At 65.8% G+C, this 13,640-nt stretch carries 9 protein-coding genes; all 9 read left to right on the top strand.

Going from position 1 to position 13,640, the window contains the following annotated elements:
* Positions 1–26 precede the first annotated feature (26 nt).
* Positions 27–2,375: an acyl-CoA dehydrogenase gene (locus AC1DB0_RS15380; RefSeq protein WP_447578245.1), complete on the top strand. Its 2,349-nt coding sequence runs from the start codon at positions 27–29 to the stop codon at positions 2,373–2,375.
* Positions 2,376–2,387: 12 nt separating this feature from the next.
* Positions 2,388–3,683, top strand: a complete 1,296-nt coding sequence (locus AC1DB0_RS15375; protein ID WP_476757242.1) for an acetyl-CoA C-acetyltransferase — start codon at positions 2,388–2,390, stop codon at positions 3,681–3,683.
* Positions 3,680–5,614 (top strand): 3-hydroxyacyl-CoA dehydrogenase NAD-binding domain-containing protein, encoded by a 1,935-nt coding sequence (locus AC1DB0_RS15370; protein WP_476758695.1) that lies wholly within the window; start codon positions 3,680–3,682, stop codon positions 5,612–5,614. Before AC1DB0_RS15375 ends, AC1DB0_RS15370 begins: the two co-directional genes overlap by 4 nt.
* Before the next feature lie 142 nt (positions 5,615–5,756).
* Complete coding sequence (locus tag AC1DB0_RS15365) at positions 5,757–7,079, top strand: OmpP1/FadL family transporter (protein WP_054426541.1); 1,323 nt, start codon at positions 5,757–5,759, stop codon at positions 7,077–7,079.
* Positions 7,080–7,133: 54 nt separating this feature from the next.
* Positions 7,134–9,524, top strand: coding sequence for a 3-hydroxyacyl-CoA dehydrogenase/enoyl-CoA hydratase family protein (locus AC1DB0_RS15360; protein WP_476758694.1), 2,391 nt, complete (start codon positions 7,134–7,136; stop codon positions 9,522–9,524).
* A gap of 10 nt (positions 9,525–9,534) precedes the next feature.
* Positions 9,535–10,734, top strand: a complete 1,200-nt coding sequence (locus tag AC1DB0_RS15355) for an acetyl-CoA C-acyltransferase (RefSeq protein WP_342066714.1) — start codon at positions 9,535–9,537, stop codon at positions 10,732–10,734.
* A 50-nt stretch (positions 10,735–10,784) separates the two neighbouring features.
* Positions 10,785–11,330, top strand: coding sequence for a DUF4442 domain-containing protein (locus AC1DB0_RS15350; RefSeq protein WP_175171381.1), 546 nt, complete (start codon positions 10,785–10,787; stop codon positions 11,328–11,330).
* Positions 11,294–11,884 (top strand): chalcone isomerase family protein, encoded by a 591-nt coding sequence (locus AC1DB0_RS15345; RefSeq protein ID WP_175171382.1) that lies wholly within the window; start codon positions 11,294–11,296, stop codon positions 11,882–11,884. The genes AC1DB0_RS15350 and AC1DB0_RS15345 overlap by 37 nt, the downstream gene beginning before the upstream one ends.
* Before the next feature lie 16 nt (positions 11,885–11,900).
* A complete protein-coding gene (locus AC1DB0_RS15340; protein ID WP_476757239.1) occupies positions 11,901–13,604 on the top strand; it encodes an AMP-binding protein in 1,704 nt (567 codons plus the stop codon).
* Positions 13,605–13,640: the final 36 nt, after the last annotated feature.

Here is a 13,640-nt window from a genome sequence, read left to right as displayed (position 1 = left end):
GACAGAACCCCTACGGAGACAAAGAAATGAACGCAGTCATCCTCGCGCTGGTCGTCATCGCGCTCCTTGCCGTCATCGTGTTGGCCGTGCGGCCCGTGCGCCGCGCACTGCTGTCGGCGCCGATCTTCAATCTGTACCGCAAGGTGCTGCCGCAGATGTCCGACACCGAGCGCGATGCGCTGGAAGCCGGCACCGTGTGGTGGGAAGGGGAACTGTTCCGCGGCCGGCCCGACTGGAGCCGGCTGCTGGCCTATCCACGTCCGCAGCTGACTGCCGAAGAACAGCACTTTCTGGACAATCAGGCCGAAGAGGCCTGCCGCATGGTCAACGACTGGAGCGTCACGCAGGAACGCTACGATCTGCCGGCCGACGTCTGGAACTATCTGAAGACCCAGGGCTTTCTGGGCATGATCATCCCCAAGGAATACGGCGGCCTGGCGTTCTCGGCCTATGCCCATTCCGAAATCGTGACCAAGCTGTCCACGCGCTCGTCCGCGCTGGCCGTCTCGGTGATGGTGCCCAACTCGCTCGGCCCGGCCGAGCTGCTGCTGCACTACGGCACCGAAGAACAAAAGAACCACTACCTGCCGCGTCTGGCGCGCGGTGAAGACGTGCCCGCCTTCGCGCTGACCAGCCCCTGGGCCGGGTCGGACGCCGCCGCCATTCCCGACAGCGGCATCGTTTGCAAAGGCGAATGGCAAGGCCGCGAAGTACTCGGCATGCGCGTCACCTGGGACAAGCGCTACATCACGCTGGCGCCCGTCTGCACGTTGCTGGGGCTGGCGTTCCGCCTGTACGACCCCGATGGCCTGTTGGGCGGCAAGAAAGACCTGGGCATTACGTGCGCGCTGGTGCCGCACGACCACCCTGGCGTGGACACCGGCCGCCGCCACTTCCCGCTGAACGCCATGTTCATGAACGGGCCGACCCGCGGCGATGACGTCTTCATGCCGCTGGACTTCATCATCGGCGGCCCGGCCATGGCCGGCCAAGGCTGGCGCATGCTGATGGAATGCCTGGCCGCCGGCCGCTCAATTTCGCTGCCCTCTTCCAACACCGGCATGTCCAAGCTGACGGCGCGCGCCGTGGGCGGCTACGCCCGCGTGCGCAGCCAGTTCCGCATGCCGGTTGGCAAGTTCGAAGGCGTGGAAGAAGCGCTGGCCCGCATCGGCGGCAACACCTACATGATGGACGCCGCGCGCAGCATGACGGCGGGCGCGGTGGACCTGGGCGAGAAGCCTTCGGTGGTATCGGCCATCGTCAAATACCACGTCACCGAACGCGCGCGCCAAGTCGTCAATGACGGCATGGACGTGATTGGCGGCAAGGGCATCTGCCTGGGCCCCAACAACTTCCTGGGCCGCGCGTATCAGCAGATTCCCATCGGCATCACGGTCGAAGGCGCAAACATCCTGACGCGCAGCCTGATCATCTTTGGCCAGGGCGCCATCCGCTGCCATCCGTACGTGCTGGCGGAAATGCGCGCCGCGCAATCGCCGGATCGCAAGCAAGGCCTGACCGATTTCGACACCGCCTTCTGGGGCCACGTGGGCTTTGTCGTGCGCAACAAGCTGCGCGCGTTGGGCACCGCACTGACCGGCGCGCGGTTCGTCACCGTGAACGCCGATGTCGCACCCGGCATGAAGCGCTACTACCAACTGCTTAGCCGCTATTCCGCCGCCTTCGCGCTGCTGGCCGATACATCGATGCTGGTGCTGGGCGGCAGCCTGAAGCGTCGCGAGCGGCTGTCGGCGCGCTTAGGCGACGTGCTGTCGCAGATGTACCTGGTGAGCGCCACGCTCAAGCGCTATGAAGATGAAGGCCGCCAAGCTGCCGATGCGCCGCTTGCGCACTGGTCCATTCAAGACGCGCTGTACAAGTTGCAGGAAGCCATTAATGGCGTGCTGGAAAACTATCCCAACCGATTCGTGGCCTGGGGCCTTGCCCGCATCATCTTCCCGTGGGGCCGCACGCAGATGCTGCCTTCTGACCAGTTGGGTCAGGATGTGGCGCGGCTCTTGATCAACCCCTGCGACACGCGAGACCGCCTGACCGCCGGCTGCCATTTGCCCGCCACCGAAGACGAACCCGTGGGCGCGATCGAACAGGCGCTGACCGCAACGCTGGACGCCGAACCCATCGAAGCCAAGATCCGCGAACTGGAAAAGCGTGGCGCGCTGGAAGGCAACCCCCAAGCCAACGTGCGCGATATTGCCGACGCCGCGTTCGCCATGGGTGGCATCACGGCGGAAGAATATACGGTTGTAAAACGCCGCAATCGCTTGCGCGATGCCGTCGTGAAAGTGGATGATTTCCCCTTTGATCTTGGCGCATCGGACGCAATCAAGCCTGCGGCCGAACGCAAGGTCGCTTAAGGGAGGGTACGGATGGCATTCAAACCGGTTTACGTCGTTGACGGCGCCCGCACTCCATTCCTGAAAGCCCGCACCGGGCCAGGGCCCTTTTCCGCCGGCGACCTGGCGGTGCAAGCGGGCCGCGGCCTGCTGCTGCGCCAGCCCTATGCGCCCACCGACCTGGACGAGGTCATCATCGGCTGCGCGGCCCCCTCGCCCGATGAAGTMAACATCGGCCGTGTGATCGCGCTGCGCCTGGGTTGCGGCAACAAAGTGCCCGGCTGGACGGTGATGCGCAACTGCGCGTCCGGCATGCAGGCATTGGACTCCGGCATCGCCAACATCCAGTCCGGCCGCTCGCAATTGGTGCTGGCCGGCGGCACCGACGCGCTGTCGCGTGCGCCGCTGTTGTTCTCAGACGACATGGTGCGGTGGCTCGCGGGCTGGTACGCGGCGCGCGGCATGGGCGCAAAATTGGCGGCGCTGCGCGGCTTCAGGTTGAAAAATCTGGCGCCCGTCATCGGTCTGCTCAAAGGCCTGACGGACCCCGTCGTGGGCCTGTCGATGGGGCAGACCGCCGAGAACGTCGCGACCCGCTTCGGCATCGACCGCGCCGCCATGGACGCCTACGCGGCCAGCAGCCATCGCCGTGCGCTGGCCGCCCGCGCCGCCGGCGCCATGACCGAAATTACCCCGCTGATCGACACGCAAGGCAAGCTCTACCCCGACGATGACGGCGTGCGCGAAGATTCAACGCCAGAGAAATTGGCCAAGCTCAAGCCCGTGTTCGACAAGCCCTGGGGCAACATCACCGCCGGCAACAGCTCGCAAGTGACGGACGGCGCGGCCATGCTCGTGCTGGCCTCCGAAGAAGCCGTCGCCAAATGGAACCTGCGCCCCATCGGCCGCATTGTCGACAGCCAGTGGGCCGGCCTGGACCCGGCGCAGATGGGGCTGGGCCCGGTGCATGCCGCCACGCCCATCCTGCAACGCCACGGCCTGGGCTTGAACGACCTGGACTTGTGGGAAATCAACGAGGCGTTCGCCGCCCAAGTGCTAGGCTGCCTGGCAGCATGGCAAGACGACGCCTATTGCCAAGAACACTTCGGTACGCCAGCATGGGGGCCACTCGACCCCGACAAACTCAACGTGGACGGCGGCGCCATTGCGATCGGGCACCCCGTGGGCGCTTCCGGCGCCCGCATCGTGCTGCACTTGCTTGACGCCCTGAAGCGCCGAGGCGCCAAGCGCGGCATGGCCGCCATCTGCATCGGCGGCGGACAAGGCGGTGCGATGCTGGTTGAAACCCTGGACGAGGACCGCCCATGACGACACTGGACACGCTTTCCCACTGGCGCCTGGACCGCGACCCTGACGGCCTGGCCTGGCTGACGTTTGACCGCGCGGGCAGCGCCGTCAACGCGCTGTCGGCCGACACCATGACCGAGCTTGGCATCGTGCTGGACGCGCTGGACGCCGCGCCGCCCCCGGGCCTGATCATTCAATCCGGCAAGGCCACGGGATTCATCGTGGGCGCCGACGTCAACGAATTCGCCAGCCTGGATACCCCCGAACAAGCGCGCGCGCTGGTAGCTCGCGGCTGGAATCTGTTCAAGCGGCTGGCCGCCGTGCGCTACCCCACGCTGGCGCTGATCCAGGGCCACTGCCTGGGCGGCGGACTGGAACTGGCGCTGGCCTGCCGCTACCGGCTGGTGGCGGACCAACCCGGCACTTCCCTCGCGTTGCCCGAAGTGATGCTGGGCATCTTCCCGGGCTGGGGCGGCATGCTGCGGCTGCCGCAGGTGATTGGCGCGCCCGCCGCACTGGACATGATGCTGACCGGCCGCGGTGCGGATGCGCGCCGCGCGGCCGCATTGGGCTTGGCCGATKCGCGCGTGCCGCCGCGTTTGCTGCTCGCGGCCGCCCGCCAGACGGTGCTGTCGAAAAAGCCGCCGCGCCGCGCACGCGGCTTCGGTGCGCTGGCCAATCTCTGGCCGTTGAAATTGCTCGTCGCCAACCGCGCCCGCAAGCAGATTGCCGCCAAGGACCCCTTGGGCCACTACCCCGCCGCGCCCGCCATCGTGACGCTGTGGGAAAAGCATGGCGGCAATGCGCTGCAAGCACCGGAACTTATCGACGGCATCATCTCGTCCGACACCGCCCGCAATCTGCTGCGCGTGTTCCGCCTGCAAGAACGCCTGAAGGCGAACGGCAAACAACCGGGCGTGACGCCTGCACGGCACGTGCATGTGGTGGGCGCGGGCGTGATGGGCGGCGACATCGCCGCGTGGTGCGCGCTCAAGGGCATGACCGTCACGTTGCAAGACCAGGACATGGCGCGCATTGCGCCCGCCATCAAGCGCGCGGCCACGCTGTATGCGCGCCGGTTGAAAGACCCGCGTCTGGCGCGCGCTGCGTTTGACCGGCTGATCCCCGACCCTGCTGGCGGCGGCGTGCCGCTGGCCGACATCATCATCGAAGCCATCAGCGAACAGCCCGAAGCCAAGCGCGCGCTGTACGCCTCGCTGGAACCGCGCATGAAGGCCGGCGCGCTGCTGGCCACCAACACGTCCAGCCTGTCGCTGGAAACGCTGCGCACGGGGCTCGCCCGCCCCGAGCGGCTGGTCGGCATTCATTTCTTCAACCCGGTGGCGAAGATGCCGTTGGTGGAAATCGTGCATGCCGAGGGCGATGCCGGCGACGCCACGGCACGCGCCTGCGCGTTCGTCGGCCAGATCGACAAGCTTGCGCTGCCCGTCAAGAGCGCGCCCGGCTTTCTGGTCAACGCGGTGCTGGCGCCCTACATGCTGCAAGCCATGCGCAGTGTGGATGAAGGCATCGCGCCCGAAACCATCGACGCCGCCATGGTGGCCTTTGGCATGCCGATGGGGCCATTGGAATTGGCCGACACGGTGGGCCTGGACATCGCACGCGCCGCAGGCGAAGAACTGGCCGGCGGCGCCGAACCTCCGCGATGCCTGGCCGAACGGCTGGCGCGCGGCGATCTCGGCAAAAAAAGCGGCAAGGGCTTCTACACATGGCGCGACGGCAAACCGGTCAAGCAAGGCGGGGCCAGCCCCGCCGCCGCGCCCGCAGGTTTGGCGGAGCGCCTGATTCAGCCCCTGGTGGACGCCACCCGTCAGCGCGTGCAAGCCGGCGTCGTCGCCGATGCCGATCTGGCCGACGCCGGTGTGATTTTCGGAACAGGGTTCGCGCCATTCACGGGCGGCCCCTTGCATTACCAAGGCAGCAATGCGTAGTACCACGGCAAAACCCGCGGCAAAAGCCCACGGCAGAACCCGCGGCAAAAACCCGCAGCAAAACGGCTCACGCCGATTAGACCGGCCAGCATGCAGACCGGCAGTGGAATAGAGACATCATCCAACTCGAGGAGGCAGTACCATGCGCAGACGTTCATTGTCCCTGAGCACCTTGTCGGCCCTAGTGGTCGGCCTGGGCGCATCCGCAACGTCCTACGCTGCCGGCTTTCAGCTTTTAGAGCAGAACGCCAGTGGCCTGGGCAACGCTTATGCAGGCTCAGCGGCAAATCCGGAAAACGCCAGCATCATCTACTACAACCCGGCAGGCATGACGTACTTGCCCGGCGTGAACTTTTCGGGCGGGGTCAACCTGATCAAACCGTCCTTCAAGTTCAAGGACAACGGCGACAGCCGCAACCCCAGCGTGCCCGGCCTGCCCGGCTCGGGCCTGAACGGCTCGGTTCCCACGGGCGGCAATGGCGGTGACGCCGGCAACCTGGGCGTGGTCCCGAACCTGTACGCCTCCTGGCAGTTGAACGAACAGTGGTATCTCGGCCTGGGCGTGGGCGCCCCCTTCGGCCTGATGACCGAATACGACGATGGCTGGGTCGGCCAATACCATTCCAACAAATTCGAGATCAAGACGATCAACGTCAACCCGTCGATCGCCTACAAGGTCAACGAAAAATTCTCGATGGGCTTCGGCGTGAACTGGCAGCACATCGACGCCAACTACAAGAAGAAAACGGTGGTGCCGATTGCCGGCCTGCCGGTCGCCACCAACGGCGACGCCGACTTGAATCTGAAGGGCGACGCCTGGGGCTGGAACGTCGGCTTCATGCTGCAACCCACGGAAGACACGCGCATCGGCCTGTCGTACCGTTCGAAGATCAAGCACACCGCCAAGGGCGACACCGAGATCACCAGCATCGGCCCCACCAAGCAGTCGGTGTCGTTTGACGCCAAGGCCTCGGTGGACCTGCCCGACACGCTGATTCTCAGCGCCGCGCATCAGTTGAACGAACGCTGGGAACTGCTGGGCGACGTATCGTGGACGGGCTGGAGCAGCATTCCCGACCTGAAGATCCGCAACTCCGGCGCAGGCGCGCGCGATGACGACCTGCCGCTGAACTTCCGCGACACGTGGCGCGTGGCAGTGGGCGCGAACTACAAGTTCGCCCCGGACTGGAAGTGGAAGTTCGGTCTGGCCTACGACCAATCGCCCGTTCACAAGGAAGCCGACCGCCCGACCTCGCTGCCCGACAACGACCGCTACTGGTTCTCGACGGGCGTGCAGTGGCAAGCCACCAAGAGCACCACGCTGGACCTGGGCTACACCTATCTGTACCTGCGCAAGACGGACATCGACACGACGTCCGGCAATCAGCTGACCAAGGGCCGCGTGGCGGGCACCTATGACAGCAGCGGCCACATTCTCGGCCTGCAACTGTCGTCCCGCTTCTAGCCTATGCGCGGGCGGCCGGCCACGCGCCGCCGCCCGCTTTTTCAGGAGAATCCCTTGAGCAAGTTCGTCGTCAAACACGTTGCCGTGCTGGGTGCCGGCGTCATGGGCGCGCAAATCGCCGCCCACCTGGCCAATGCCGGCGTGCCCGTCACGCTGTTCGATCTGGCCGCGGCCGAAGGCGACCGCAACGGCATCGTCAACAAGGCGCTGGCCGGCCTGAAAAAGCTGGAACCCGCGCCGCTGGCGGGCGCCGCCCGCATCGCGCTGATCACCCCCGCCAATTACGACGACCATCTGGACGCGCTACGCGGCTGCGATCTGGTCATCGAGGCCATTGCCGAACGCATGGACTGGAAGACGGCGCTGTATGAGCGCATCGCCCCGCATGTGTCGCCCGACGCCATCATTGCGTCGAACACGTCCGGCCTGTCGATCGACGCGCTGGCCAACGCGCTGCCCGCAAGCCTGCGCAACCGTTTCTGCGGCATCCACTTTTTTAATCCGCCCCGCTACATGCGGCTGGTGGAAATCATCGCCACGTCGCACACGCAGCCGGCCGTGCTGGACCAGCTGGAAACCTGGCTGACGTCCACGCTGGGCAAAGGCGTGATCCGCGCACTGGACACGCCCAACTTCGTGGCCAACCGCATCGGCGTGTTCTCCATTCTGGCCGCCATGCACCACACCGCGCGCCTGGGTTTGGGCTTTGACGAAGTCGACGCGCTGACCGGCCCGAAGATTGGCCGCCCCAAGAGCGCCACGTACCGCACGGCGGATGTGGTCGGCCTGGACACGCTGGCCCACGTGGTTGGCACGATGGAAAAGAATCTGCCGAACGACCCGTGGCACCGCCACTTCGCGCTGCCCGCGTGGTTGTCTGCACTGATCCAAAAAGGCGCGCTGGGCCAGAAGACGGGCGCAGGCGTCTACCGCAAGCAAGGCCGCGACATCCTGGTGCTGGACCTGAAGGCGCAAGACTACGTGCCCAGCGCCGGCAAGCTGGCTGACGAAGTCGCCGCACTGCTGAAAGAACGCAACCCCGCCAAGCGGTTCGCCGCCTTGCGCGCAAGCGAACACCCGCAGGCCCAGTTCCTGTGGAGCCTGTTCCGCGACATCTTCCACTACAGCGCCGTGCAGCTTGAGCACGTGGCTGATAACGCCCGCGACCTGGACTTGGCCATGCGCTGGGGCTTTGGCTGGTCGCAAGGCCCGTTCGAAACCTGGCAGGCTGCGGGCTGGCAAGACATCGCCGCTGCGGTGGCCGAGGACATCGCCGCAGGCCGCGCCATGAGCGATGCGCCGCTGCCCGCCTGGGTTCAGGAGCCCGATCGCCAGGGCGTGCACACGCCCGAAGGCTCGTATTCCGCCCGCACCGGCACGCTGCACCCGCGTTCGTCGCTGCCGGTCTACCAGCGCCAGCTGTTCCCGGAACGCGTCTTTGGCGAAGGCGCCGACGACCGTGGCGTCACCGTCTGGGAAAACGAAGGCGTGCGCCTGTGGAACCTGCCCGACGTGGATGCCGGCATCGCCATTCTGTCGGTCACGTCGAAGAACCACACGCTGGGCGGCGAAGTGCTGGAAGGCGTGCTGCAAGCCGTGGCCCGTGCGGAACGCGAATTCGACGGCTTGGTCATCTGGCACGAACCGCCGTTTGCCGTGGGCGCCAACTTGYAGCAAGTGGTCGAAGCCTGCGCCGCCGGCCAGTTCGACATGCTGGAAGCCATGGTCGAAAAATTCCAGCGCGCGTCCCAGTCGTTCAAGTACGCGCAGATTCCTACCGTAGCCGCCGTGCAGGGCATGGCGCTGGGCGGTGGCTGCGAATTCCTGATGCACGCCTCACACCGCGTCCTGGCGCTGGAAAGCTATATCGGCTTGGTCGAAGCGGGCGTCGGCCTGATTCCAGCGGGCGGCGGCAGCAAGGAATTTGCGGGCCGCGCCGCTGCATTGGCGGCCAAGACCGCAACCCCCGGCGAAGTCTTCCCCTATCTGCAACCCGTGTTCCAGACCATCGCCATGGCGCAGGTGGCCAAGAGCGGCCTGGAAGCCATCGACGCCGGCTTTGCACGCGAGCACGACATCGTGCTGTTCCATCCCGACGAGCTGCTCTTTGTGGCCATCGGCCAGGCGCGCGCCGCCGCCCAGGCCGGCTACACGCCGCCCCCGCGCCTGTCCAACGTACCGGTCGCAGGCCGCAACGGCGTCGCCAACTTTGAAATGGTGCTGGTCAACATGCGCGAAGGCGGCATGATCAGCGCGCACGACTACCGCGTGGCCCGCAGCGCCGCCGTGGCTTTGTGCGGTGGCGAAATCGAAACCGGCACCAAGGTGGACGAGGAATGGCTGCTGGCCGTGGAACGAAAGGAATTCGTTGCGCTCTTGCGCACGCCTGAAACCCAGGCCCGCATTCGCCACACGCTGGAAACCGGCAAGCCCTTGCGCAACTGAGGAAACGATCATGACGAAGCAGATTCAAGACGCCTACATCGTCGCCGCCACGCGCTTGCCGGTGGGCAAGCGCAACGGCGCCTACATCACCACCCGCCCCGACGACATGCTGGCCGCCGCGCTGAACGGCGCGCTGGCGCAAGTGCCAGGGCTGGACACTGCGCGCATCGAAGACGTCATCGCCGGCTGCGCCATGCCGGAAGCCGAGCAAGGCATGAACGTGGCGCGCATCGGCCTGCTGCTGGCGGGCCTGCCGCAAAGCGTAGCGGGCGTGACCGTCAACCGCTTCTGCGCATCGGGCCTGCAAGCGGTGGCGGACGCCGCCGCCCGCATCCGCACGGGCGAAGCCGACATCATGATCGGCGCAGGCACCGAGTCCATGAGCGCCATGCCGCAGATCATGGGCAACAAGGTGTCGATGAACCCCGCCATCTTCGCGCACGAGGAAAACATCGGCATGGCGTTCGGCATGGGCCTGACCGGTGAAAAGGTGGCCGAGCGCTGGAAGGTCTCGCGCGAAGATCAGGACGCCTTTGCGCTCGCCTCGCACCAGAAGGCCTGCGCCGCCATTGCCGCGGGCCATTTCCGCGCCGAGACCACGCCGTTTGAAGTGGTGCAACATCTGCCTGACGGCGCAAGCGGCGCAGTGCGCGTCGTGCGCCGGCTGGTGGAAGTGGACGAAGGCCCGCGCCCGGACAGCAGCGCCGAAGCGCTGGCCCGCCTGCGCCCCGTGTTCTCGACGCGCGGCAGCGTCACCGCCGGCAACAGCTCGCAGATGTCCGACGGCGCGGCCGCCATCGTGCTCGTGTCCGACCGCATTCTGCGCGAATTCAACCTGAGCCCGCTGGCGCGCTTCGTCAGCTTTGCGGTGGCCGGCGTGCCGCCCGAAGTGATGGGCATCGGCCCGGTGGCCGCCATCCCCAAGGTGCTCGACCGCGCGGGCATCACGCAAGACGCGCTGGACTGGATCGAACTGAACGAGGCGTTCGCCGCGCAATCGCTTGCTGTGATCCGGGAGCTGAAGCTGGACCCCGCCAAGGTCAACCCGCTGGGCGGCGCCATCGCGTTGGGCCACCCGCTGGGCGCGACCGGCGCCATCCGCACCGCCACCATCACGCACGGCTTGCGCCGCACGGGGGGCAAGTATGGTCTGGTCACCATGTGCATCGGCACCGGCATGGGCGCGGCCGGCTTGTTCGAAGCCTTGTGATTCCGGCCCCGTGATCCCTGCCCCATGATGCTCACCCAAACGGACCCCGCGTGAAGCCTTATTGGTTCAAGAACCTGTCGCCAGAATGGCGCGCGCGCCTGATGCGGGTGGGCTTCAACCTGCATCCCGCGTTTCGCGCCACCGGCGGCCGGGTGTTGCACGTGTCGCCGGACTTTCAGCACATCCGCATCAAGCTGCCGCTCTTGCGGCGCACGCGCAATATTGTTGGGTCGATGTACGGCGGGTCGTTGTTTGCGGTGACGGACGGCGCCCATCCCACAATGCTGATGTCCGCGTTGGGCGCGGATCACATCGTGTGGGACAAGGCGGCGTCCATCCGCTACCGCAAGCCCGCCTACACGACGTTGTATGTCGACTTCCGGTTGCCGCCCGGAGAAATCGCGGCCATCCGCGAGACCCTTGCGCGCGACCATGAAACCACCCGCACGTACACGGTGGAATTGAAGGACAAGGACGGCGTGGTGTATGCCGTCGTGGAACGCACGATCTATATCGCAGACAAGAAGTTCTACAAGCGAAAAAACACTGGAGGAGACACATGCAACGCATCTCTGGAGGGCGATCCGCCGCCCTGAGCCTCATCCTTGCCGCCAGCCTGGCGGCCGCGCCCGCGTTCGCCGCCGACATCGAGGTTGCCGGCAAACGCGTCCCCGAACAATTGTCCGACGGCAGCCATGCGCTGGTATTGAATGGCGCGGGCGTGCGCACCAAATTCGTCGTGAAGGTCTACGTGGCCGCCTTGTACGTCACCGCTAAAAGCAGTGACGCGGCCACCGTGATCAACAGCACCGAGCCCCGCCGCATCCGGCTGCAATTGCTGCGCGAGGTCGATAGCCAGAGCCTGAACGAAGCGCTGCAGGAAGGTTTGCGCGACAATACGCCCAAGCAGGAACTGGCCGCGCTGAAGGCGGCTGCGGATCGTTTGTCGCAAATGATGGCCGAGATCGGCAACGCCAAAGAGGGCGATGTGGTCGATCTGGACTTTGACGCCCGCGGCGTCACGTTCACCGGCAACGGCAAGCAACGGGGCCGCATCGACAACCCTGCATTCGCGCGCGCCTTGCTGCGCGTCTGGCTGGGCGACAAGCCGGCACAGACCTCCCTGAAGAAAGCCCTCTTGGGCAACTAGGCGGAACCTCACCACGATGGAACGAATCTGGCATAAGAGCTATCCCTCTGGCGTCCCCGCAGAGATCGCGATGGACGGCGTCACCACGCTGGTCTCGGTTGTGCGGGACAGCTGCCGCCGCTACGCCGAGAAGACGGCGTACATCAGCATGGGCAAGTCCATCCGCTACGCCGAGCTGGACGCGCTGACCCGCGACTTCGCCGCCTGGTTGCACGCCAATGGGCTGGGCAAGGGCGACCGCATCGCGCTCATGATGCCCAACCTGCTGCAATACCCCATCTGCCTGTTCGGCGCGCTGCGCGCCGGCTGCATCGTGGTCAATTGCAACCCGCTCTACACCGCGCACGAGCTTGAACATCAATTGGCTGATTCCGGCGCGCGCGCCATCGTCGTCGCCGACAACTTCGCCGCCACGCTGCAAAAGGCCTTGCCGAAGACGGCAGTCGAACACGTGCTGGTAACGTCCATCGGTGAAATGCTCGGCCCCGTCAAAGGCCGGCTGGTGGACTTCGTGATTCGCCGCGTCAAGCGCATGGTGCCGGCGTGGTCGCTGCCACGCGCCATTCGCTTGGGCGACGCGCTGCGCGAGGGGCGCAAAGCGCCTTTCACCGAAGTGCCGCTGGACCAGCGCGACCTGGCCTGCCTGCAATACACGGGCGGCACCACGGGCGTGGCCAAGGCTGCAATGCTGTCGCACGGCAATCTGGTGGCCAACCTGAGCCAGGCGCATGCGTGGATCAAACCGTTGGTGAAAGAAGGCGAAGAATGCGTCGTGACGGCGCTGCCGCTGTATCACATCTTCGCGCTCACAGCGAACTGCCTGACCTTTATGAAGATCGGCGCCAGCAACCTGCTGATCATCAACCCGCGCGACATTCCCGGCCTGATCAAGGAAATGAGCAAGGTGCCGTTCTCGGCCTTCACGGGCGTGAACACGCTGTTCAACGCGCTCCTCAACCATCCCGATTTCGCCAAGCTGGATTTCTCGCGCCTGCGCTTGACCATGGGCGGCGGCATGGCGGTGCAACGCGCGGTTGCCGACCGCTGGCGCGCCGTCACCGGCAAGTCGCTGGCGCAGGCCTACGGGCTGACCGAGACCTCGCCCGCCGTGACCGTCAACCCGCTGGACGTCAAGGTGTTCACGGGCTCGATCGGGCTGCCGGTGCCATCTACCGAGATCTCCATCCGCAACGATGACGGCGAAGAACAAGGCATCGGCGAAAGCGGAGAAATCTGCGTGCGCGGGCCACAGGTCACGCAAGGCTACTGGAACCGCCCCGACGAAACCGCGCTGGTCATGTACCCCGACGGCTTTCTGCGCACGGGCGACATCGGCTACGTGGACCAGGATGGCTACGTGTTCCTGATCGACCGCAAGAAAGACATGATCTTGGTGTCGGGCTTCAACGTGTATCCCAACGAGGTCGAAGACGCCGCCGCGCTGCATCCCGGCGTGCGCGAAGTGGCGGCCGTCGGCGTGCCAGACGAACGCTCGGGCGAAGCGGTAAAGCTGTACGTGATCCGCAAAGACCCGGGGCTGGATGCCGAAACGCTGATCGCCCATTGCCGCACGCAACTGACGGGCTACAAGGTGCCGCGGTACGTGGAGTTTCGCGATGACCTGCCGCGCACCAACGTGGGCAAGATTTTGCGTCGGGAGTTGAAGCCGGAAGCGCAAGACGCGGCCCCGGAAAAAGCCGAGGCACGGTTTACAACTTAACACATATAGTATTTACTCCCCCCTTTTCGACTCACG

This window comes from Achromobacter sp. 10T422 (assembly GCF_056394065.1).
This window is presented reverse-complemented; position numbering and strand designations above follow the sequence as displayed.

Excerpts from the sequence above, each read along its gene's own strand:
- AC1DB0_RS15380 (WP_447578245.1), top strand. The coding sequence starts at position 27 with ATGAACGCAGTCATCCTCGCGCTGGTCGTCATCGCGCTCCTTGCCGTC.
- AC1DB0_RS15365 (WP_054426541.1), top strand. The coding sequence starts at position 5,757 with ATGCGCAGACGTTCATTGTCCCTGAGCACCTTGTCGGCCCTAGTGGTC.
- AC1DB0_RS15355 (WP_342066714.1), top strand. The coding sequence starts at position 9,535 with ATGACGAAGCAGATTCAAGACGCCTACATCGTCGCCGCCACGCGCTTG.
- AC1DB0_RS15345 (WP_175171382.1), top strand. The coding sequence starts at position 11,294 with ATGCAACGCATCTCTGGAGGGCGATCCGCCGCCCTGAGCCTCATCCTT.
- AC1DB0_RS15340 (WP_476757239.1), top strand. The coding sequence starts at position 11,901 with ATGGAACGAATCTGGCATAAGAGCTATCCCTCTGGCGTCCCCGCAGAG.